Source organism: Marinomonas sargassi, from assembly GCF_025716875.1.
Lineage (GTDB): Bacteria > Pseudomonadota > Gammaproteobacteria > Pseudomonadales > Marinomonadaceae > Marinomonas > Marinomonas sargassi.
In genome coordinates this window covers 303,670-326,694 of record NZ_JAOVZB010000002.1, presented here as the reverse complement: position 1 = coordinate 326,694, position 23,025 = coordinate 303,670, and the positions used below count along the sequence as shown (strand labels likewise).

Annotated in this window: 21 protein-coding genes; 11 read left to right on the top strand and 10 right to left on the bottom strand. The window is 39.8% G+C overall.

Annotated features, from left to right (window positions below; genetic code table 11):
* Positions 1–11 precede the first annotated feature (11 nt).
* Genes ybeY through miaB form a run of 3 tightly spaced genes read right to left on the bottom strand, consistent with a single transcriptional unit; the run spans position 12 to position 2,906 of the window.
* Complete coding sequence (ybeY, locus tag OFY17_RS05990; RefSeq protein WP_263529819.1) at positions 12–476, bottom strand: rRNA maturation RNase YbeY; 465 nt, start codon at positions 474–476, stop codon at positions 12–14.
* Positions 476–1,522 (bottom strand): PhoH family protein, encoded by a 1,047-nt coding sequence (locus OFY17_RS05985; protein WP_263529818.1) that lies wholly within the window; start codon positions 1,520–1,522, stop codon positions 476–478. Before OFY17_RS05985 ends, ybeY begins: the two co-directional genes overlap by 1 nt.
* A gap of 28 nt (positions 1,523–1,550) precedes the next feature.
* Positions 1,551–2,906 (bottom strand): tRNA (N6-isopentenyl adenosine(37)-C2)-methylthiotransferase MiaB, encoded by a 1,356-nt coding sequence (gene miaB / locus OFY17_RS05980; protein WP_263529817.1) that lies wholly within the window; start codon positions 2,904–2,906, stop codon positions 1,551–1,553.
* Positions 2,907–3,113: 207 nt separating this feature from the next.
* Here miaB and OFY17_RS05975 point away from each other — a divergent pair, with 207 nt between their 5' ends.
* Complete coding sequence (locus tag OFY17_RS05975; protein WP_263529816.1) at positions 3,114–3,914, top strand: hypothetical protein; 801 nt, start codon at positions 3,114–3,116, stop codon at positions 3,912–3,914.
* A gap of 32 nt (positions 3,915–3,946) precedes the next feature.
* Here OFY17_RS05975 and OFY17_RS05970 read toward each other — a convergent pair whose 3' ends face one another.
* The 3 genes from OFY17_RS05970 to OFY17_RS05960 all read right to left on the bottom strand — a co-directional run bounded on the left by OFY17_RS05970 (position 3,947) and on the right by OFY17_RS05960 (position 7,420).
* Entirely contained in the window at positions 3,947–5,008 is a 1,062-nt protein-coding gene (locus tag OFY17_RS05970) for an OmpA family protein (RefSeq protein ID WP_263529815.1), read from the bottom strand.
* 469 nt (positions 5,009–5,477) lie between these two features.
* Positions 5,478–6,338 (bottom strand): inositol monophosphatase family protein, encoded by an 861-nt coding sequence (locus OFY17_RS05965; RefSeq protein WP_263529814.1) that lies wholly within the window; start codon positions 6,336–6,338, stop codon positions 5,478–5,480.
* Between the two features lie 92 nt (positions 6,339–6,430).
* Positions 6,431–7,420 (bottom strand): 2-hydroxyacid dehydrogenase, encoded by a 990-nt coding sequence (locus OFY17_RS05960; RefSeq protein WP_263529813.1) that lies wholly within the window; start codon positions 7,418–7,420, stop codon positions 6,431–6,433.
* Between the two features lie 295 nt (positions 7,421–7,715).
* Between OFY17_RS05960 and OFY17_RS05955 the strand changes: the two genes are divergently transcribed.
* The 3 genes from OFY17_RS05955 to OFY17_RS05945 all read left to right on the top strand — a co-directional run bounded on the left by OFY17_RS05955 (position 7,716) and on the right by OFY17_RS05945 (position 12,738).
* Positions 7,716–9,710 (top strand): methyl-accepting chemotaxis protein, encoded by a 1,995-nt coding sequence (locus OFY17_RS05955; protein WP_263529812.1) that lies wholly within the window; start codon positions 7,716–7,718, stop codon positions 9,708–9,710.
* A gap of 538 nt (positions 9,711–10,248) precedes the next feature.
* Positions 10,249–12,243 (top strand): methyl-accepting chemotaxis protein, encoded by a 1,995-nt coding sequence (locus OFY17_RS05950; RefSeq protein WP_263529811.1) that lies wholly within the window; start codon positions 10,249–10,251, stop codon positions 12,241–12,243.
* A gap of 147 nt (positions 12,244–12,390) precedes the next feature.
* On the top strand, positions 12,391–12,738 hold the full coding sequence (locus OFY17_RS05945; protein ID WP_263529810.1) for a Fis family transcriptional regulator: 348 nt from the start codon (positions 12,391–12,393) through the stop codon (positions 12,736–12,738).
* 25 nt (positions 12,739–12,763) lie between these two features.
* Here the strand turns inward: OFY17_RS05945 and hemG are convergent, their stop codons facing one another.
* A complete protein-coding gene (gene hemG, locus OFY17_RS05940) occupies positions 12,764–13,294 on the bottom strand; it encodes a menaquinone-dependent protoporphyrinogen IX dehydrogenase (RefSeq protein ID WP_263529809.1) in 531 nt (176 codons plus the stop codon).
* 142 nt (positions 13,295–13,436) lie between these two features.
* Between hemG and OFY17_RS05935 the strand changes: the two genes are divergently transcribed.
* From OFY17_RS05935 to OFY17_RS05925, 3 genes are all read left to right on the top strand, one after another.
* Positions 13,437–13,907: a GNAT family N-acetyltransferase gene (locus OFY17_RS05935; RefSeq protein WP_263529808.1), complete on the top strand. Its 471-nt coding sequence runs from the start codon at positions 13,437–13,439 to the stop codon at positions 13,905–13,907.
* 81 nt (positions 13,908–13,988) lie between these two features.
* Entirely contained in the window at positions 13,989–14,924 is a 936-nt protein-coding gene (locus tag OFY17_RS05930; RefSeq protein WP_263529807.1) for a histone deacetylase family protein, read from the top strand.
* Between the two features lie 65 nt (positions 14,925–14,989).
* The gene (locus OFY17_RS05925; RefSeq protein ID WP_263529806.1) at positions 14,990–15,286 is read left to right on the top strand and encodes a Dabb family protein; all 297 of its coding nucleotides are present in this window, start codon (positions 14,990–14,992) and stop codon (positions 15,284–15,286) included.
* A gap of 143 nt (positions 15,287–15,429) precedes the next feature.
* Here OFY17_RS05925 and OFY17_RS05920 read toward each other — a convergent pair whose 3' ends face one another.
* Both OFY17_RS05920 and OFY17_RS05915 read right to left on the bottom strand, forming a co-directional pair.
* Positions 15,430–17,085: a methyl-accepting chemotaxis protein gene (locus OFY17_RS05920; protein ID WP_263529805.1), complete on the bottom strand. Its 1,656-nt coding sequence runs from the start codon at positions 17,083–17,085 to the stop codon at positions 15,430–15,432.
* A gap of 58 nt (positions 17,086–17,143) precedes the next feature.
* On the bottom strand, positions 17,144–17,581 hold the full coding sequence (locus OFY17_RS05915; RefSeq protein WP_263529804.1) for a BLUF domain-containing protein: 438 nt from the start codon (positions 17,579–17,581) through the stop codon (positions 17,144–17,146).
* 372 nt (positions 17,582–17,953) lie between these two features.
* Between OFY17_RS05915 and OFY17_RS05910 the strand changes: the two genes are divergently transcribed.
* From OFY17_RS05910 to OFY17_RS05895, 4 genes are all read left to right on the top strand, one after another.
* Positions 17,954–18,409, top strand: a complete 456-nt coding sequence (locus OFY17_RS05910; protein WP_263529803.1) for a pyridoxamine 5'-phosphate oxidase family protein — start codon at positions 17,954–17,956, stop codon at positions 18,407–18,409.
* Positions 18,410–18,453: 44 nt separating this feature from the next.
* Positions 18,454–19,203 carry an SDR family oxidoreductase gene (locus tag OFY17_RS05905; RefSeq protein WP_263529802.1) on the top strand — a complete coding sequence of 250 codons (750 nt, stop codon included), beginning with the start codon at positions 18,454–18,456 and terminating at the stop codon, positions 19,201–19,203.
* A gap of 40 nt (positions 19,204–19,243) precedes the next feature.
* Entirely contained in the window at positions 19,244–19,918 is a 675-nt protein-coding gene (locus OFY17_RS05900; protein WP_263529801.1) for a haloacid dehalogenase type II, read from the top strand.
* A 153-nt stretch (positions 19,919–20,071) separates the two neighbouring features.
* Positions 20,072–20,971 (top strand): polysaccharide lyase family 7 protein, encoded by a 900-nt coding sequence (locus tag OFY17_RS05895; protein WP_263529800.1) that lies wholly within the window; start codon positions 20,072–20,074, stop codon positions 20,969–20,971.
* Between the two features lie 145 nt (positions 20,972–21,116).
* Here the strand turns inward: OFY17_RS05895 and OFY17_RS05890 are convergent, their stop codons facing one another.
* Positions 21,117–22,964, bottom strand: a complete 1,848-nt coding sequence (locus OFY17_RS05890) for an ABC transporter ATP-binding protein (RefSeq protein ID WP_263529799.1) — start codon at positions 22,962–22,964, stop codon at positions 21,117–21,119.
* Positions 22,965–23,025 lie beyond the last annotated feature (61 nt).

Below are 23,025 nucleotides of genomic sequence, written 5' to 3'. Positions count from 1 at the left end.
AGGGGTGTAACTCACTCTGTTATTAAATAAGGGTCTGGAATCGATAAAGAAGCCAGTAATTGTGTTTCTAACGCTTCCATTTCTTCTGCTTCATCGTCCTTTATATGGTCATATCCACATAAATGCAAGACACCATGAATGATCATGTGCGCCCAGTGGTGCATTAATGGCTTATTTTGTTCATGCGCTTCTCTTGTGACCACCTGAACACACACCACAAGATCGCCTAATAATGGTAACTCAATACCTTCAGGTGACTCAAATGGGAATGATAATACATTGGTTGATTTGTCTTTACCTCTGTACTGGTGATTTAGGCTATGGCTTTCTTCTTCATCTACTAAACGAATAGTTACTTCAAAGTCGTCATTTGAGTTCGCTAACGCAGTATCAAGCCAAGTTTGAAAGTGTGCCTCGTTAGGCAGGTTTTCGGTGTCTGTAGTAGCAATTTGAAGGTCTAAGGTGACATTGGCCATTAGTTGTTTTTCTCGGCTTGAGCATCTCTTTCAGCTTGGCGAGCTTCGGCTTTTGCTTTGCGCTCGGCTTCCGCTTCCTGATCAAAACTGTCGTAAGCTTCTACGATACGTTGGACCAGAGGGTGGCGAACAACATCAGACGAGCTAAATAGCGTCATACTAATGCCCTTCACATTTTTCAGTACATGCATGGCATGGGCTAAACCAGAAGATGTGCCTCGCGGTAAATCGACCTGCGTAGTATCTCCTGTTATGACTGCTGTAGAACCAAAGCCAATACGTGTTAAAAACATTTTCATTTGTTCTTGTGTGGTGTTTTGGCTTTCATCTAGAATAATAAAGGCATTGTTGAGAGTTCGACCACGCATGAACGCAAGAGGAGCAATTTCAATCACGTTTTTCTCGATGAGCTTATCTACGAGCTCAAAGCCCAGCATTTCATAAAGTGCGTCGTACAGTGGGCGTAGGTACGGATCAATTTTTTGAGATAAGTCTCCAGGTAAGAATCCAAGCTTTTCCCCTGCTTCAACAGCAGGTCGAACTAGCATAATACGCTCAACTCTATCTGCCTCTAAAGCTTCGACAGCACACGCAACTGCTAGGTAAGTTTTACCTGTACCGGCAGGTCCAATACCAAAGTTGATATCATTTTTACGAATTTGCTTAACGTACTCTTGCTGATTTTTACCTTTGGGTTTAATAAAAGCTTTACGAGTTTTGATGACGACTTGATTTGATTGATTCTTTTTGTTGCTTGATAAAGACTCAACAGCAGACTCTTGTAAATAGAGGTGGATGGTTTCAGGCGTTACTTGGGCGTTAGCTAGGGCTTCTCGATATAGGTTCTCGATAAGTACCTTTGTTGCTGCCACATGCTCCGAGTTTTCACCTGAAATATCAAAGACTTCAGCACGATGCCTAATCGTTACTTCGAGCCTGTTTTCAATGAGTTTGATGTTCTCATCGAGTTGGCCACATAGCACAGCTAAAGCTTTTGCTTCAGACGGTGCTAAACGAATTTGTTGAGTTGTTTGTGTGGTTTCCAAGAGCGACCTTTTATTGATTAAGTAGTCTTTATTGAACTGTGAAGCCTGAGTCAAGTTCAGAGCTGATTAATTCACCGAGTAGAGAATTGGTGTAAGCATCTGTTATAACAACGTCAGCAAATTTACCTATGAGCTGTGGATCTGTAGCACGGAAATTCACAATACGATTGTTTTCTGTACGACCCTGAAGCTGACCCGGATCACGGGGCGAGTAGCCGCTTATTAAGATACGCTGGACTTCGCCAACCATAGATAAGCTAATGTCGAATGCTTGTTGGCTAATACGGCGCTGTAAAATCGCTAAACGTTGCTTCTTCACTTCTTCTGGTGTGTCATCTTCCAAATCAGATGCGGGAGTTCCCGGGCGTTGGCTGTAGACAAAGCTGAATGAATGATCAAAACCAATTTCTTGTATTAAGTTCATGGTATCGATGAAATCTTCGTCAGTTTCTCCTGGGAAACCGATAATAAAGTCAGAAGACAAGCTAATTCCTGGACGAGCTTCTTTAATACGGTTCATTTTATCAATGTAGTACTTACGATCATGACCGCGTTTCATAGCACTCAAAATCTTATCTGCACCACTTTGCACAGGAAGGTGCAAGTGGCTTACGAGTTTAGGCTCTGTGCGGAAAGCTTCAATAAGACTGTCGGTGAACTCGACAGGGTGTGAAGTAGTAAAACGAATGCGCTCTATGCCATCTACTTTTGCAACAGCATGAATTATATCCGCAAGGTCCGCTTCATCACCTTCTTCTGTTTCGCCACGATAGGCATTTACGTTTTGCCCAAGCAAATGGATTTCTCGTACACCTTGTTCAGCCAGTTGAGAAACTTCAACTAATATACTGTCAAATGGGCGGCTGACTTCTTCACCGCGAGTGTAAGGTACAACACAGAAAGTACAGTATTTACTGCAGCCTTCCATTATAGAAACAAAGGCTTCAGCACCTTCCACACGAGGTGCAGGCAGGTGGTCAAATTTCTCAATTTCAGGGAAGGTAACATCCGTGATTGGAATCTGGTTGCCTGCCGCATTAACCATTTCAGGAAGCTTATGCAAGGTCTGTGGGCCAAAAATCATATCAACATGCTTTGCACGTTTACGGATGGTATCGCCTTCTTGGCTGGCAACACAGCCGCCAACACCAATCACAAGATCAGGGTTCTTCTGCTTGAGTTTTTTCCAACGACCTAGTTGGTGAAATACCTTGTCTTGGGCTTTTTCACGAATAGAGCAGGTGTTTAGTAGTAAAACGTCCGCATCGTCTGCATTGTCGGTAAGCTCCATCTCATGACTTTCACCTAGTAAATCGGCCATACGAGAGGAATCGTATTCGTTCATCTGACAGCCATGAGTTTGGATAAAGAGTTTTTTTGCCATGTAACCTATAAACCTAAAAAAATATGTCTAAGCGACTTTGAGGGTATTATATTGGGCTTTGCTTCGGAATCCCATAGCTGTTGACGGATCATGATGCTTTAAATTCAATAATTACTGAAAGAAGTTCTACCATACAGTGAGAAATTTATTAGACAGTACTTTAATGTGCTGGGCATCCCGCTATAAGATAAGGTTTCACTCAGTAGGATGAATTGTATTGTGATCTCATGGATGTCTTTACCTTTGTTATTGTTCTTCGCCCTTTGCTCAACAATAGTTCATGCCCAAGACGAAGCTGTGCAGGCTGAGCTTTTGCAATCAGATTTGTTGCAAACATATTCGTCGCAAACAAATAGTTTTGATATAGGGAAGGAGCAAGAGCTCGAAGAGTCTGCGAACTTCATGTTTGGGTTAGGCTATGGCCGGTTGAATGAAAAGTCTTTAGTGAATATTGACCTCAACATCAATATGCCAATTAATAACTTCCTTATTTCTCAAATTCAATTGAATAGTAATTATCTAGTGACTGGCTCAACTAAAGACAGTTTTGCTCAATCAGAGCTATCGTCTAATTGGTTTGTGCATAATCAACATGGGTATATAGGGGCTGGTATTGGCTTTAATGAGCTAGAGCCATTAGATACTGAGCAAGCAACCAAGAGAAACGCATTAGGTCAGTTTATGGTGGGCTGGTATTTGAAGTCTTGGGCGTTTAATGCGCGCTATATTTCTCACGATACCGCATTTAGTAACATTACAAGCTCTCGTGCAGGTGTGAGCTATTATCTGCATGCTGACCATAGGGTATCTTTTTACCAAGAAAAATACAGCGAAGATGATATAGGTTGGCGTTTAGAAAGCTACCACCAGCCTAAAAAACATAATCGAACGTTTGGGATTGGATGGATAGTGAAAAGTAGTGATGATAATGATTACCTAGGTGTGGTTGCTCAATATTATTTTGATCATACTCTTTCATTGAGAGATAGAGATGCCATGCATCGCTGATGCACTTTATTTTTATGGTCCTTTATTAATAATTAGTTCATGATATTCCAAAAGGCTGGAGAGTGGTGAGATGGATTGAGTTTTGGTTTTTCTTCTTCTGAAACTTCTTGAAAAGGCAGTTCTTCTCCTACATTCCAAATATCCCATTTTTGTAAGTAAACTTGCTTCTCTGCTTGATGGCGGGTGGCGAGGATAATTTCCACTCGACGATTTTTTACTCTCCCTTCCTCGGTTTCATTAGAGTAAAGAGGCGAGCTTTGACCATGGCCTATAACTTTTAGTTTTGCTTTTAAAATAAAATACTCATCGTATATAGCGTCGGCAACGGCTTTAGCTCGTGCTTTAGACACTCGATTATTAAAGTCTTCTTCTCCTGTGTTATCCGTATGCCCTTCTATCAATAAGAATTTGTCTGGTTGGCTGTCTAGTATGGTGACAATCTGTCTGATGATGCTCTGCGTTTGTTCTTGTTGTATTGTTGCCAGGGTGTCGTTTTGGTACGTTTTAAGGCTCTCAGTAAAGGAGAAAGGGATAATAACTTTTCCCTCGTTATGCTCTGTTGAGCCTGTGTTTGATAGTATATGAGAAGGCCACGGAATAATTTCAATGATCTCCCCCGACACTCGGCGGTTTTCTTGTCGTCCAGCTTCAGTTAGATTGGATGTGATAGGTTGGTTTTCCCCATGCCCTATAGCTCTAATTTGCCTTTTGGGAATATTGAATACTGACTCAAGAGTCTTGGCTATAGATTCCGCACGCCTTTCAGATAAGGGAATATTAAAATCGTCTTCTCCTACGTTGTCTGTGTGGCCTTCAATAAGAATGAGGTTGTCGGGGGATTGGTTGAGAAACTGAGCGAAGTCCTTGAGCTCAGAATAGTATTCGGGCTTCAGCTCGTGTTTAGCGGTTTCGAACTGCACGTCAAAGTGCACAAAAAACTGCTTTAAATGAATAATAGGGCAGCCTTCGTAGTCTATGTCTTGATCTAAAGGTGTGCCTGCACATAGGTCTCTTAAGTCTATAACACCATCTAAATCAGAATCTTTATAAAATGAAAGTATGTCAGCTGGTTTAATAGTTTGGCCGCTAGACACAGCTATGCATAGACATAAAATGCATGTAACTGTGAGTACGGCTCTTACCATTGCTTACCACTCCGTTTCCTCATAAATAAGGAATATACTAATACCTTAAAAAGACTAGGCTGTAGTATGTGTAACCTATTGAAATTTTAGGTTATCTGATCGTTTATTTGTTCCTTTCTTGTGTGTAGAAACATTTTTCCTATAAATTATTTTTACCTTCTTATTTCTTAATAGGCAAAACTACTAACTAAAAAGTTCTTTGTTCTTATGTCGCTTTAACTGTTGTGTATAAATATTGATCAGCAATACATTTTATCGACAGTTAGTAGCTATTCTTTACCTGTTATGAGTTTAGTTGGTGTTGTCGTAGGGGATTGTTTTAATTAGCGTTATTTATTCTTTGTATTGATGTCTATATTGCTATTTGGAGGACTTTTAATAAATTGATAAAAGAAATCAGGGGAAATAAGTGAATTACTTATTTAGACGGGGTGGAAAAGTGGTTTGCTAAAGCGAGCCATAGTTTCTCGGACTGGGTTGCCAACATTTCTCCTTCTAGCATGTAAGGTTTGTATTCTGAACCATCTAATGGCCTGCATATTCCGCCTGCTTCAGAATAAATGAGTACGCCAGCAGCGTGATCCCAAGGTAACATTTTATAGGTTAGGCTAAAGTGAAAATGGCCTAGTGATAGCTGGCGATAAGCAGGGCAGGATGGCAAATTATTGATGCGAGCGAAATGCGTTGCTTGTGTAGCAAGGTGTTGTTGCTTTCTTCCTGTATAGGAGTGAACAGACATAATGCCAGCTAACTGATAAAACTCTTGTTGAGGGCTGATTTTTAATACCAAAGGTGGTTGACTAGGCTGCTTTAAGCTGTGTTGTTCTTGTAATGATGTACGCTGAAAATAGGCACCTTCAGATAAATTTGCGTACATCCAATCATCGTTAACTGGGTCATATAATAGGCCAAACTGAGTTACTCCCTTCATGACAACTGCCAGAATAATTCCGAAATCTGGAACACCATGGGCGTAGTTCCAAGTGCCATCTATTGGATCTATGATGAGGCAGGTGTCCGCCGTTTGGATTTTTTCGGTGATAGATGTATCTAATGCAGTCGCTTCCTCACCTACTATTTCCCAATCGGGAAACTGTTGCTTTACTTCTTCGCTAATGAACAGCTCACATGCTTTATCTGCAATGGTCACAAGATCACTTGCACAGGATTTTGTTTCAACCTCTGAGTGACTTAACTGTCTAAAATGAGGCATGACAATTTCTCGTCCTGCGCGCCGGGCAATATTAATCAATACTTTTTGCGAGTTGGCCGAAATCATAATATGAGACCGTAGGTTGGATGTATGACATTAAAGAACATACCAGATTAATATGACAAATAGACTGCGTTATTAATCTGGTAGTTTTTTCTTTATGCCAGTTGTCGAGAGTGGCTTTCTACTGAGGTTTGCAGAGTTAGGTTTGCTATGGTGGTTTCTGCAATGTGGTTTAATGCTTCATCTGTGAAGTAGCCTTGGTGTCCTGTAACAACGACATTAGGAAAGGTTAGCATTAGCTGAAAAACACTGTCTTGAATGATGTGTGATGACATGTCTTCAAAGAAAATGGCGTTTTCTTGTTCATAGACATCTAGCCCTAGATAGCCGATTTTTTGAGAATACAGAGCATCAATAGCGGCTTGAGCGTTTACTAACGCCCCTCGGCTAGTATTTATAATCATGACGCCAGACTTCATTTTTTTAAGGCTTTTCTCATCTATTAGGTGATGTGTAGATGTGGTCAAAGGGCAGTGTAAACTGATTATGTCTGACCTTTGGTAGAGCTCGTCTAAAGACAAATACTTGCACCCTAAATCAACAAGCTCAGGCGCAGGGTATAGGTCATAACATAAGACTTCACAGCCAAAGCCTTTCATTATGCGACAAAAGGCAGCGCCAATTCTTCCAGTACCAATACAGCCGACTACTTTTCCTTGTAAATTGAACCCAAGCAATCCTTCTAAGGCGAAATTACCTTCCTTGACTCTGTGATAGGCCCTATGAGTTTTTCTGTTTAGTGACATGATGAGCGCAACGGCATGTTCGGCAACCGAAGTAGGGCTGTAATCAGGAACATGAAAGACTTTAATCTCATGCAACTTAGCTGCTTCTAAGTCGACATTGTTAAACCCTGCACAGCGTAATGCTATGCATTTAACGCCTTGCTCTTTTAATAAATGAATAACTTCAGCATTGATATCATCGTTTACAAAGCATGATACAGCATCAAAATTTTTGACCAGACTAACGGTTTCCAAGGATAAGCGGCTTTCGAAAAAGTGTAGCGCTAAAGGTGTATTTAAAGCCGCAGAAGTTAATGTCCTTTTGTCGTATGGCTTGCAAGAAAAAACAGCAACCTTCATATATTTTGCCTCTGGATATTGGGTGATAAGAAGAGTTATAGCGCATCCAGTGATGGAAAGGGGATATAAGCACGGGTTATTTGATTTAGCTCAAAATTCAAGCGTAACTTTATGTAATGTTATTTTATGTAAGTGGTTTACATAAGGTTACATATTAATGATAATGCATCTCGTTTGTGATTTTTGAAAGACTTTTTAGTGAATTTTAAATATTTGTGGACGAATTTGATTCTTAAAATCTTCTAAAAAACTAATAAATTCAAGTAAATAAACGTGTTTGTAAAGGAAATCGAGAATGTCATTTTTGTCTAACCTGAAAGTTTCCCGTGCTGTGGCGATTGTTGGAGCAGTGCCAACAATATTTGCAATCTTTGTTATGTCGTTTTTAGTTTCCTATCTCAATGACGAGGTTAAGGGGGCAAGATTACAAGAAGATTCTATTAAGCTTTCTCTTGCCATGGAGTCAATTGCCCATAATTTCGCTGTTGAGCGTGGTTTGACGGCGGGCTTTTTGGGAAACAATAATGAATCGAATCGCCAGAAGCTATTGGCCCAGCGTCGTTTGTCAGATAGGGCTCAATCTACACTCTTTAATTTATCTGAAGACGATTTTTTAGTGCTCACTAAGGATCAATTAACATGGTCATTGGCTCCTTTAAAAGAAAAGCTATCAAATAAGGCTATGGTGAGAAATGCCGTTGACTCATCCAGTTCTAGTGTTGACCCCTTTGATTATTATTCCGATGTTAATAAACAAGCTCTTATTGCGATTCAGCACACACTGGCAGACGTATCAGATCCCAAAGTAGCGAAGGAAATCGAGTCTTGGTTGTCTCTACTGTGGATGAAGGAGAGAACAGGCCAATATAGAGGTAAGTTAAATGGGATATTGGCAAAGGGGGGAGAGTATTCGGAATTAGATAAGTACCTAATAGAGTATTACGCTTCTGAGGAGCGAGACTATCAGAAAGAGTTTGCTACTCTGGCAACGAATGAGCACCTCTCTCTATATAGGAATATCACAAGAAAGCCTGATTGGACCTTGGTTGATGATTCATTAAACCAATTCTTTAGTCAAAAAAGCTTAGATAATATGGGGACTTCTCAAAATTGGTTTGCTATGGCAACTAAGCGAATAACCCTAGTGCGCGACTTGTCTTTAATAGTAAAAGATGATGTTTTGAAAGTCTCGATAGCTTTAGATCACCAGGCGGCAAATCTACGTAATGTGATGATATTAGGCTTCATTCTAGTGGTTGTGCTGATTGCAATATTTGCTAGGAAAGTCATTAATTCGATATCCACTCGTGTGGAGCTGATTAACAAAGCTTTAGAATCTGTATCTAAGGACAGAGATTTAACTTGCGTATTAGATAACGCCTCTGGTGATGAGTTAGGGCAGATTATTTATTCGTTAAATGATCACCTTTCTCACTTAAAGGGCTCATTTGTTCTGCTAAATGAGAAGTCTAATGACTCAAAGCGTGATATGGACCACTTAGCTGAAACATCCCAGAAAGTCTTATCCGAAACACAAGCGCAGTTCTTGCGGACGGATCAAATAGCAACATCGATCCATGAGATGTCTCTAACTAGTCATGAAATATCAAAAGATATGCAGCTTGCCGCAAAAGAAACAGAAAGTATGCAACAGCAAAGTACGCAAAGTAGTAATAGTATGAGGTCTATTTCTAGCGCTATGGATGGGTTGTCGCAAGAAATAGCGGGTAGCCGTAATGTGGTTCAAGAGGTGACGACGCAAACGGAAGCGATTGGTGCGATCTTGCAAACGATTGAATCTATCGCAGAGCAAACAAATCTATTAGCCCTTAATGCTGCCATTGAGGCTGCTCGTGCTGGGGATCAGGGGCGTGGATTTGCTGTTGTAGCGGATGAGGTAAGAAGCCTTGCACAACGGACTCAAGGCTCAACAGAAGAGATACGTAATATGATTCAATCATTAATTTCTTCTGGATTGAACGCGTTAAATTCGATGGAGAAATGTTCCACAATGGCGGACGGTACGAGAGATGTTGTGGAGGATAATGCTGATATGATTCGGACTCTTTTTGAATCTATAGACAGGTTGAACGCTACCATTGAACGAGTTGCGACAGCGTCAGAAGAGCAGTCCTATGTGACAGAAGATATTAATAAAAATGTTCAGCAAATGAATGATCAATCACAAGTTATCGTTCAATCCGTAAATGAGACAAATAGTGATACTAAGGCGGTCCGTAATCGTTTTGATGAGGTGATTCGAGAGGTTTCTTCGTATCGATTATCTTAATTTTGCAATTATAAAAGCTCTGTATCAGGTGATATGGAGCTTTAGGAAGACACGAACAAGTCCACTGGCTTCAGCGCGTAGATAAACCTTTATTACTCGCATCTTCCTTTACCCTGTATCTTTACGTTCCCTAACTTCGTTTATTCTGTTGCTATTTTCTCACCATTTAAAGCTAATGTTGCTTCGTTCTCTCTTTTTTCGCTTCTCTTCTCTCTTTAAGTACATGGTTTTTTTAAACCCTCTATATATAAAGAAAATAACTTAGAAATTTCCACAGAACTTCGTAAAAAGATACATTATTATCAATAATGTATTACTTTAAAGGGGGGGAATTAAAAAATCACTCATACTCTTGAAATTATAAGATTAAGGTGTATTTTTGTAACTAATATGTAATCTTTTGGTTTCATCATAAATTAAATTGATCAAACTCTTTAAAAAAGTATGCTCTGGCTGTTCGGCTTAAGAGACGTTGTATCTACTTTTTATATTTCAGCTAAATTAACTACCTTATAGGTCATTTTTAAAAGGAATTAAAATGTCGATATTGTCCAACCTGAAAGTTTCCCATGCCGTTACTATTGCTGGTGTGGTTCCTCTTATCTTCTCTATCGTTATCATGCTGTTTCTTATTTCTGCTTTAAATGAGGAGGTGCATGATGCAAAGTTAGAGAAGGATGCAGTTAAACTGTCTCTTGCTCTAGAATCTGTGGCGCATAACTTTGCAGTTGAACGTGGTTTAACAGCGGGTTATTTGGGAAATAATTCCGATCAAAATCGTCAGAAGGTTTTAGCTCAACGTAAGATAGCGGATGAAGCAGACTCTGTTGTTGTCAACTTTACGGTGGATGATTTTGAGGTTCTTGATGCACAAGAGTTATCTACTATTCTAAGGCCTATTCGAAAAGATTTGGCAAACAAGAATGTCATACGTCAATCAGTTGATAACGCTGATGCTCAAGCTAATTTCTTCAGTTATTACTCTACTGTGAATAAACATGCCCTAGTTGGAATTAAACATTTACTTGCCGATGTTCGTGACCCCCATGCTGCGAAAGTTATCGAGTCTTGGCTGGCTTTATTGTGGATGAAAGAGCGGTCAGGTCAGTACCGTGGCAAGCTGAATGGCATTTTGGCACGGGGAATTGGCTATACTCCGATAGAGAAATATCAAATTCAAGAATATGTTACTAGTGAGCATGATTACCATGATGAGTTTCTTGATGTGGCTACGCCGCATGATCAAGTGCTTTTCAAAGAAATGCTGAAAAAGCCAGAATGGGTAAGAGTAGATACCTTGGTTAATGAATTCCTAGAGCAAGAAAACCTATCGGCCGTAAATAATACTGGGGACTGGTTTGCTATAGCGACTGCAAAAATTAGCTTAATTGCTAACTTAGCTCATGTCTTAAAAGATGAGATTTTAATGATTAGTGAGGAGACGGACAGTGCAGCGAGTACCTCGCGAACCATCTTAATTGCAGTCTTTATTGTTTTAGTAATGATCATGAGTTGGTTTATGAAGATGGTCATTAGCTCAATCTCTACGAGAGTTGAAGACATAAACCTAAAACTACAATCGATATCAAAAGACCGTGATCTCACGGGGCAGTTAGAAAGCTCATCGAGTGATGAGTTAGGCCAAATTATTTTGTCTTTGAATTATCATCTGACACACTTAAATCAATCTTTCGTTCTTTTACATGAGAAAGCGAGCGCCTCTAAAATAAATATGGACCAGTTAGGTGGCGCGTCTAAGCGAGTATTGACAGAGACTCAAGCGCAGTTTTCACGAACTGATCAAATAGCCGCATCGATTCGTGAAATGGCTTTGACCAGCAACGCTATTTCAGAAGATATGCAAATAGCGGCGAAAGAAACAGAAACTATGCAACAACAGAGCACCCAAGGTAGTAATCAAATGAAGGCTATCTTGTCCTCAATCGGCTCGCTATCGAAAGAAATACAAGGCAGTCATAGTGTTGTGCAAGAAGTGACTGAGCAAACAGAAAGCATAGGTACGATTTTACAAACCATCGAATCAATTGCGGAGCAAACGAACCTATTGGCCTTAAATGCTGCGATTGAAGCGGCGCGAGCTGGCGAACAAGGTCGTGGTTTTGCTGTGGTAGCAGATGAAGTTCGTAGCTTGGCCCAGAGAACGCAAGATTCAACAGAAGAAATTCGTTCAATGATTCAATCGCTAACAGGTTCAAGTAAAAACGCCCTTAGTTCAATGGAAGAATGTACGGGAATGGCGGAGAAAACCATGGAAATTGTGGACGGGAATGTTGCCATGATTCAATCATTGTTTGAGTCCATTGACCGTATTAACGCGACGATTGAACGAGTAGCGACGGCTTCAGAAGAGCAATCTCAAGTATCTGAAGACGTGAATAAGAGCGTACAGGAAGTAAATTCGAAATCGGAAGATATTCTTGCCGCAGTGACGCAAACCAATAAAGACACTAGCATCGTGAGCCAGCGTTTTGATGAGGTGTTAGAAGAAGTTGAGTCATACCGTTTGTCATAATTCGTAATTGATAGCCTTATGGGCTTAGTAAAGCCGAAAAAAGACCAGGAGGATTACCTCTTGGTCTTTTTTATTTGCTAGAGTGTAATGTTTCTAAAGTACATTAGAAAATCATTTTAAAATGGTAGAGAGACATTTTACTGACTCATGAAGAAAACAGATAAGAAGATAGAGAAAGCGTTACGAGAAAGTTTAACGAATGTTTGTGATTTAGCGCTAGAAAATGTGTCGGGATTTCTTTGGTTAACACATCTTGTAAACTTTAATTCATACCCTAGCTCATTGAAAATTATTTGTGTGTTTGAAACAGATATTATGTTGTCGAATGCGATGGATAATAATCAACACGAACTGTTTTGTCGTTGGATCAGCGATGAACTTTCTAAAGCTAATCTGATTGTTAAATCACTTTCAAAACACATATCTTTTGATACAGAAGAAGCTTGTCAGCGCTCCCATAATGGGAAATGGGATGAGCGCTTGAGTAGGTTGTAAGTGAGCTTTTCTTACGATCCGTATTTTAAGGTAAAAGCTGAATCGACTGAGCAAAGCTCTTAACACTGTCCCAATCTGTAAACTCTTTATTTGTTTTCGGGTTTGTTGGGCCTTTAGTCATCCACATAATAAAGCGAATCATGTTTTTATCCAGAAAGCCGTATTTTGCGTAGTTTAGCTTTCCTGCAAAGACTCCTTGTAAATTAGGTGCCCAATTAAGCTCAGCTAAAAATTTAATAATATATGGGTTTGTCTCTGGGTGGCATTTCTCAGGTTTTCGGGCAACTAGATTTACCGTGAAAAAGGCCGTCGCTTTGTTTTCCAGTTGAGCTTTATTGTCCTTAACAAACTCAGCAACCGATTTTTGATGTTTGCCATAGCGAATACTGGCGCCAATCACCACCTTATCGTGTACTTCAATCTGATTAGCCGTTACGTCATCAATAGAAACTAAAGTCACCTTATTCTCGGCTTGGGTTAAGTGCTGTAGAATAGTCTGGCAAATTTTTATTGTGTGACCATCGGTAGTTGAGAAAACAATTAAAATATTTGCCATAGTGTTACTGTATTGCCTCAGGTAGGGATTGAAATGCACAGATTTGTACTGGTGAGGAGCGATTATAAGAGCACGAATCTGGTTGCTAGGATTGATATTCTATATTGAGTGGTGAGAAAAGCCATATTTAAAGGGTAGGAAGATGACTAAGTTCGATGATGTTGGAGAAATAAGAGTTGCTGCGAGTGGTGATGCAAAAGCAATTCAGTCATTGGTAATGTCTTTGTCCCATTTTTATCTGGAGGATATAGAGGCGCCTTTACCTAAGTGGTTTCTGAAAACATTGTCTCTTGATGCCGTTATTGATCGTTTAACTAGCTCTGAATATCAAACACTTGTTTATGTAGAGGACGGCATAGTATGTGGCTATGTCTCTATTAAAAGTGAAAGTCATCTTTATCATTTGTTTGTCTGCGAGGAACATCAGGGTAAAGGCATTGCAAGGCAACTATGGAATGCGATTACTTCGGGTTCAGATGTTAATACCTATACTGTGCGTTCTTCACTTTATGCTGTGCCTGTTTACGAACGCTTAGGCTTTCAAAGAACGGGTGAAGTAGCCAGTAAGGAAGGGATTTGTTACTTGGCGATGTCGGCTGTATTGAAGAGATAATCAACACATTAGACTAATTGTCTGTAGTGTATGAAAATGGTGGCATCTAATTAGCTCCGATAAACATTAATGACTTTGAAAATGAATCCGGCATTATTGCCCTTGGTGTTTCACCCCCATTACAGTATTCCTTTCCCTGCTGGTCACCGTTTTCCTATGTCTAAGTTTCGTCTTTTAGCAGAGACGTTAAGGGAGCAAAACATTCTTACTCAAGAGAATGAATATCAACCGTCACCATTATCACTTTCTACTCTAATGGCGGCTCACACACCAGATTATGTTCAACGTTTTATTCGTGGTGAACTGACTGATGACGAGCAAAAGGACATTGGTTTACCTTGGTCTGAATGGTTGGTTGAGCGTACATTGAGAGCTGTGTCCGGCACCTTACTAACCAGCGAGTTGGCATTACAGCATGGACTAGCATGCCATCTTGCTGGTGGAACACATCATGCTTTCCCTAGTAAAGGATCTGGCTTTTGTATTTTTAATGACCTCGCTGTTGCGTCTTTGAATTTGGTTAACCAAGGCAAGGCTAAAAAAATTCTCATACTAGACTGTGATGTTCATCAAGGAGATGGCACTGCCGCTTTCTTTGCTGGCAGGACAGATATTATTGCTGTGTCATGGCACTGTGAAGAAAACTACCCACAAGTAAAACAATCTGGCGGCATTAATATTAATATTCCTAAAGGGGCCGACGATCAAACCTACTTAACGATTATAAAAAATACCTTACCGCAATTATTGATGGAGCATGAACCTGATTTTATTTTTTATGACGCGGGTGTAGATGTTCATAAAGAAGACCGTCTGGGCTATGTAAACCTCACCGATAAAGGAGTCTATCAGAGGGATAAATACATAATAGAAACATGTATTTTGCATAACTTACCAACCGCTTGTGTAATTGGCGGAGGTTATGATCGACAAGAGGAAAAAGTGGCATGGCGGCACAGCCTGCTGCATCAGGCTGCAAATAAAGTGTGGAAAGAAGCCGTATCAATAAATAAGTAGACCTTGTCTGTACTGCATCGATGAGTCTTCATAATATTGTTGTAAATTTCTAAAAGGAAAATAAAGTGATTAGACACATATTGCTAATTAAGTTTAACGCCAGAGCAACGAAGGCAAATATAGAAGAGTTAAAAGAATTATTTGAGTCAATTACTGAAAAAATTCAAGGTGTCGTAAGTGTGGAGTGGGGGACTAATAATAGCCCTGAAGGATTAAATAAAGACTACACGCATTCAGTGGTAATGACATTTTTGAATGAAGAGGCAAGGCAGGATTACCTTCCCCACAAAGAGCATGATTCTCTAAAGGCGGTATTTGTTCCATTGCTCGAAGATATTATTGTTTTCGATTACGAAGCTTAAAATATTGGTCTTTAGATTTGTGACCGTTAACCTATTTATGTGATCTTTATTGATGCTAAGTCAGCCATGCTTTACGTGAGCTATAACATATTTCTTTATAGCTCACGTAAATTTTATCCACTCTTTAAGGGGTGTGTCTCAACTTAAACCTTAAATTGGTTAAGGTCGGAATTTAGGTTAACGACACTCATGGCAATTTCTTCATTTGCTTGCGCAACGCGAGAAGCATCTTCCCCTGTGTTTTGTGCTATCTGATTTATATTATCAATATTCTTTTGAACTTGATCCGCTACCGCCGCTTGTTGTTCGGCAGCTGTGGCTATCTGCTCATTTAATTCAGCGATATGATTTACTGCATTCACCGTGTTTTCAAAACTAGTAGCGGTTTGTTGCCCTATCTCAGAGCATTGTTGGGTGACGCTCAAGCCTTGGTTCATGCGCTTCATCGCATCTTCTGCGCCACTCTGTAAGCTTTCAACAAGCTTTTGAATGTCAATTGTCGACGTTTGTACTCTTTGAGCCAGTGAGCGAACTTCGTCAGCCACAACAGCAAATCCTCGACCTGTTTCGCCCGCTCGAGCTGCTTCTATAGCCGCGTTAAGAGCCAATAAGTTAGTTTGCTCAGCAATGCCTTGAATGGTATCTAGTACGGTACCAATGTTGTTGGTTTCTTCTGCAAGGTTGCTAATACTGTCTGAAGTCTCTTGCACATCTTGGGCGAGTTTTGCAGTGATTTTTTGGTTTCGTTCTGCTGCCTCCTTGCCTTCCGCGACAATGGTGCGGACACTGTTGGCGACATCCGATGCTTCAATCGTGCTCTGTGCAACAGCATTGGTCGCTTTACTCATTTCATCTACAGCTTGATATACTTCGGCTGTTTCTGCTTTTTGGTTTTTAACGCTATTAAGCGTGTTTTGAATGACTTCTACAGCGGCTTCTGAGCTTGCATTAAGTTGATTGGATGAATTTGAAACACTGGAGATAATACGATGCAATTTCTCCATAAATAGATCAAGTTTAGAAGCAACAACACCTAATTCATCCTTAGAAGTAAAGTTAAGGCGTATGGTTAGGTCTCCTTCTCCGGTTACTAAATCTTCCAGTCTTGTGAGTAGCTCTTTTAAAGATTTTAGAATAGAAGTGCTAATGAAATAAGGGATGATGATGCCTAGTACAACGGCGATAGCTAAGACGATGGCAATGACTTTAATCGCGGCTTGCTCGTCACTATAAGCTTGATTTGCTGCGTTTATGGAAAACTGTTGAACCTCATTCAATACTTCAATGAGATGTTCATCAAGTGAATGGTTTAACTTCTCAAGAGTGCTTATTTTACCCAAAGCTTTTTGGATGCCATCTTTGGTTATGGCATTTAGAAAAGCATTAGTTTCTTTTTCTAATTGGAAAAATTCATTTTCTATTTTTATATACTCAGTATGCAGCTTTTTATATTCAGCCTTTGACTCTGGTAGCTCAACATCATTTTCTAGGGTAGTTATTGTTTTTTCAGCCCCTACAATTTCGTCATGTAGTTTTTTCAGGGAGGTATTTAGGGATTGAATAAGAGCTGATGTTTCATTTGAGAGTTTTTCCCCTTTCACTACATCTAATAAAGAGTGCGAAACCACTTTCTCAAGAGCAATTGCTTGCTGTAACTGATGCTCGGTTATGAGTGTGAGAGTGTTTGTTAAGGGAAGGTGGTCGTTCGAAATCTCTTTAATTTCATGGCCTATTTTGGCCATTTGCGAAAGTGCAAACCAGCCCAAAATAACGATGAGTAAAATTTGAATACTACTCATTAAAAGAAACTTTTGAGAAATTTTCATAGACTTCAGCATCTGCTACTCCTGACAAGCTTTATTCGAAGATAAGCTCTTTTGTTTTATTTTTAAAATTGGTTAATACCTTTAAAGCGAAATCGGTATCGTCAGATACAAAATGCTCTAGTTTCTCGTCATCCATAAAGACGGTTGCTTTACTTGCATCAATTAGTTCATCGTTACTTAGTTTTCGAAACCCCATACGCCATTCAGAGAAACTTCGAGCTTGTATCTCTGCACGTCTTAAACAAGTCACGTTTGTGTGTCTATTATCATTTTTTATGCTTTGATACAGAGGATCAATAACTTCCTGTTCGCCTTCAATAATTTGGATAAATGTTCCTGCACCGTTATAGAGTAAAACCCCTGATATATTGCTTTTTTCATTATTTTTTTGAAAGCCTCCTAGCATTTCTAAAAGTTCACTATCAGAAAACTTTTTTTCGGCTTTACTAATATAAGAAACAGAAATCATTCTTATTTACTCCTTTAAACTAAGTTAAATATTGAGCTCCAATGTAGCAGAGTATGCACCTTAATATTTTGAATTATAATAGTACTCTGGTTGTAGTTGTTAGGCTCTCAATATTTATAGGTAAATTAATTATTAGTAATTTAAGTGCTAATTAGAAACTAATATAAATAGCTCTGCATTTATTACCAGAATTTTAATGTTTCAAAATGTACCACTTGCTTCCTAATAAAAAAGGAAGACCATATACCTCTTTCACACTGAAAGAGGGGCTCTTTAACCACTTTGTAAATCTTCTAGACAGTCATACTTTCCATCCATAGGATTACTAGTTTGTACAATTTGGGGTGCTGGACGGTTGAGGAGGTGAGTATTATGTTTTCAGATGATGTTAAAGCGTCAATTCAGGAGAGTATTTTATGCTGGTTAGCGACTTCGGGTGAGGATAATTTCCCGAGTGTTTCACCAAAGGAAATCTTCACATTTAATGGTGATAACGAAATACTAATAGCCAATATTGCTTCCCCTAACAGTGTTAATAATATCCTAGAAAACCCTAAGGTTTGTGTCAGTTTTATCCATGTATTTAAACAAAAAGGCTTTCAAATTTATGGTTCTGCTGACTACATAACGAAAGATGATAGTGACTTCTCAGAACTATATACATTAAAAATACAGCCAATGACGGATGGTGTTTACCCCGTCGCAGGGATTATCCGCATTCGAGCGGAAAAGATAAAACCGATCGTAGCGCCAAGTTATGCGTTATTCCCAGATATACCAGAAGAAGATAAGGTGAAAAGTGCTAAAAAGCATTATGGTCTGGAATAGGTTGGATATGATAAGACTGTAAGCGGAATGATTTGGAGCATTGTATGGCTAAAAAAGTTGTTTTAGTGACTGGAGGAAGCCGAGGTATAGGTGCTGAAACCGCCTTGTTAGCAGCAGAAAAAGGTTGGAACCTTGTCATTACTTATAATAGTAAGAAGACAGAAGCGGATTTAATTATTAAGAAAGCTCAATCATTTGGTATACGCGCCTTAGCTGTGAAGTTAGATGTATCAAATGAGCAAGAAGTTGATGAGCTCTTTAAATATATAGATAAAGAATTTGGTCGCCTCGATGCCCTGATTAATAACGCAGGCATAATTAAGCCAATTTCAAGTTTTGTGGATATGCCTGTAGCGCGCATTCGTGATGTTTTCAATGTCAATGTGGTCGGCTCCTTTGTTTGTGCTCAGGAAGCCGTTAAAAGAATGGCACTCTCTCGTGGTGGTTTTGGGGGCGCGATTGTCAATGTATCTTCTACAGCGGCACGTATTGGTGGACCAAATGAGTTTATTGATTATGCAGCCACCAAAGGCGCGATAGACACTTTGACATTAGGGCTTTCAAAAGAAGTTGCTGTGGATGGCATTCGGGTTAACGGGGTTCGCCCGGGAATGATTACAACAGAAATGCATGCTGCAGCAGGGGATGAGAATCGCCCTGATAAATTCAAATCTGCTATTCCTATGAGAAGAGCAGGTGAAGCTTTTGAAGTTGCTAGCGCAATCGTTTGGCTTATTTCTGAAGAGGCTTCCTATGTGAATGGTGCCTTACTAGACGTTGCTGGGGGCCGATGATGAATATGGAGCTTATATTGCAAAAACAGGAGTATAGGCTTTGAAAGAAACTACCATTCTATTTGATATTAATGAAACAGTATTAGATCTTGGGGTGTTGAAACCTAAATTCTCGGCAGCCTTTGGTGATGAAATTATGTTGGATATATGGTTTTCAACGCTATTGCACTCATCAACGGTTGCTATGATCACTGGAATAAAAACAAACTTCTTTAACTTGGCTAAACAGGCCTTGGAGACGCTCGCTGCAAAGCAAGGAGTGTATTTATCTGCATCGTCTATTGACGATATCCTCCAAGCACTTAGTAACTTACCTCCCCATGCAGATATGCATATTGCTCTTGAAAAACTGCGCTCAGCTGGCTTTTATATCGTTGCTTTATCAAACTCCTCTCTTAATTTAGTGGCTAAACAAATAGAAAACTCAGGGTTAAGCGAGTACTTTGATGAAGTGATTTCTGTTGAGGCATTTGGTAGCTTCAAACCTAGTAAGGATGTTTATCTTCAAACGGCTAAAAAACTACAAAAAACACCATCTAACCTACGTTTGATCGCAACTCATGATTGGGATACCCATGGTGCATTGATGGCGGGTTTAAAGGCGGCTTATATAAATCGCTCAGGTGCTTTATATAATAAACTCTATGAAAAGCCCGAAATAGAAGGGGTGAGCATGCTTGCTATAGCGGAAAAAATCATTTTGAAGGACAAGTGACACTTTTCATGTACTGCCACAAAGAGGCGTTTAAGCTTTCTCTCATTTTTTACAGGAAGTGTTTTTCGCTGATTTTTATAAATAATGTTCTGTAAAAAAAACCTTACCTAAATTAGAATAGGCTTTCTAAATAATAATACAAATAGGTTTTTTATGAAAAAATCATTAGCGTTGAGTAGCTTCTTACTATTGTCTATTCCTTTAAGTGGCTTGGTTGAGGCTGCAACAGCACCTTCTACCAAATTCGATCTACTTAATTGGAAACTAAGTGTCCCCGTTGATGAAGATGGAAATGGGAAAGCGGATGACATCAAAGAGAAAAAGCTGAATGGTGGCTATGTGTCCCCCGAGTTTTTCTATTTAAGTGAAGATGGCGGCATGGTGTTTAAAGCGCCAATTGCTGGAGCTAAAACGTCAAAAAATACTACTTATACTCGCTCAGAATTGCGTGAAATGATTCGCCGTGGCAATACTAAGCATAAGACCACAGGGGTAACAGGGAATAACTGGGTTTTCTCTACGGCTCCAGAAGAAGACCAAAAGCGTGCTGGTGGTGTCGATGGTTCCCTAGAAGCTACGTTAGCTGTAGATTATGTTACGACGACAGGTAAAGATTACCAAGTGGGTCGTGTGGTGATAGGACAAATTCATGCGAATCATAATGAGCCGATCCGTATTTACTACCGTAAACTACCGAATAACATGAACGGCTCTTTGTATTATGCCCATGAACCTACCAAGAAATCTGGCCGAAAAGAAATCTTTGTAGAAATGATAGGGTCAAAAAGCAATAGCGCGAGAAACCCTGCAGATGGTATAGCCCTTGGTGAGAAGTTTAGCTACCGAATTGATGTTGTCGGTAACACTTTAACCGTGACTATTATGCGCCCAGGTAAGCCTGATGTGGTGAGCGTGACGGACATGGATAAGAGTGGTTACGATAAAGGTGGCCTTTACATGTACTTTAAAGCTGGTGTCTACAACCAGAATAAGTCGGGTGACGGTGATGACTATGTTCAAGCTACTTTCTATGACCTGAAGGTCACTCACTAGAACGAGATGCCTTATTACTCGTAACCTATTTAGATTAAAAAGCCTGAATTCTCGATGAGAATTCAGGCTTTTTTGTCACTTATGAATATAAAGAGCTATTTAACCCTTTTCTAGACATATCAATAAAATGCTACTTGCTAATTAGCTAATCTGTAGTTAAAAAATCTCCCGATTGATGGCTCCAAAATTCAGCGTATAAGCCGTTTTGGGAAAGAAGCTCATCATGGCTACCTTCTTCTACAGTGAGCCCGTCTTTAAATACGAGGATTCTATCCATTTGAGCAATAGTGGATAACCTATGGGCGATTGCTATCACTGTTTTATCTTTCATTATGTTTTTTAGAGCGGCCTGAATATCTGCCTCGACCTTGCTGTCTAAAGCGCTAGTGGCTTCATCAAGAATTAGAATCGGGGCATCTTTTAGTATTACTCTGGCGAGTGCAATACGTTGACGTTGCCCCCCAGATAGTTTAATTCCTCGTTCACCTACGTGAGCATCATAACCCGTATTACCATTTTGGTCTTTTAGCGTCAGAATAAAGTCATGGGCATGAGCTTGCTTTGCTGCAGAGATAATATCTTCAAGGGACTTATTTTCTTGGCCTAAGGCGATGTTGTCTTTGACGGAACGGTTGAGCAAAGAAGCATGCTGGCTAACGATGCCAATGGCAGCACGTAAACTGTCTTGCTCGACCTCACGAATATTTTGCTTATCAATAAGGATGTTGCCCTGTTCGGCTTCAAAAAACCGTAATATCAAATTCACTAAGGTGGATTTTCCTGCTCCAGAGGCACCGACTAGTCCTACTTTCTCTCCTGACGCAATGGATAAATTAATGCCTCTCAGTCCCCCTAACCCAGTACCGTATTGGTGTTTAAGGTTTTGTATATCAATACTCGCTGATTTTACGACCAGCTCTGGAGCGCCTTTTTTAGGTGGTATAAGTAAAGGTTGGGCAAGGGTTTTTAGTGAGTCACCAAGGTTACCCACATTTAAGAAAATCGCCCATGATGCATCGATTACCCATTCAGCTAATGCGGTAATCCGAAAGGTTAGCGCCAATGCCGAAGCGATTAAGCCGATACTGGCTGCATCTACAGACCATAGCCAAATACCATAACCTAAGAAGCTAACGACCATGATGCCTTCTAGCAACATAACCGTGGTGCGCAAGCCAACACTTAAACTCTGTGGTACCGATAAGGCTCGTCTTGTTGCTTCTATGTCAGATTGAAAATCTTTCGTCATAACATCAGTACGTGCGAAGAGTTTTACTGTGTCGAAATTCGAAAAGCAGTCAACCACACGACCTGTCAGTGCCGCTCTTGTCGCTTGGAAACGCCTTTGTGCAGAAATCATTTTAGGGATGACTTTGACAACCAACGCAATGTATAAAGTTAGCCAGATAAACAATGGGATAGCTAAACGTGAGTCAGTATTCGACATTAAAATCACAATACCGAGCATATAAATAAGGCCAAAAGAAATGGCATTTATACCTTCATAAATGATTTTCGCCGCGTGGTTACCGCTCTCAATCATACGAGCAGAAGTGCGGCCAGAGTAATCTTCTTGGAACCAGCCTATAGATTGTTGTGATAAATGCCGGTAAGCACGCCAACGTACTAATTGAGCAATATTACAATCTAGTCCAATTGAGTTAGCACAGTGTCTAGCAAATTGTAGAATTGGTCTGAGAAAAATCAGCAAAAAAGCTGCGGTAAGAAGTTGGCTTCCTTGGGTTTGCCAAATGGTTTCAGGGTCAGAGTTTGATAGGATATCAATTAATTGCCCAGCGTACGCTATTAGCCAAACTTCAAACGCGGCGGCTAGCATGGTGCTGATAAGGCTGAGAATTAATACTTTTTTTAGTGGAGTTATCTGATCAAAAATATAAGACCAAACATTATGAGTCGGTTGCGATGTCGTGTCTGTATAAGGGTTTACTAATTCTAATACCGCATTGTTAATACGCTTAAATAAACCAAACAATCCATTTCTCCTTGTTTATTTTCTCACCATTATATCAGGCTTATTGACTTAATTGTGGTGA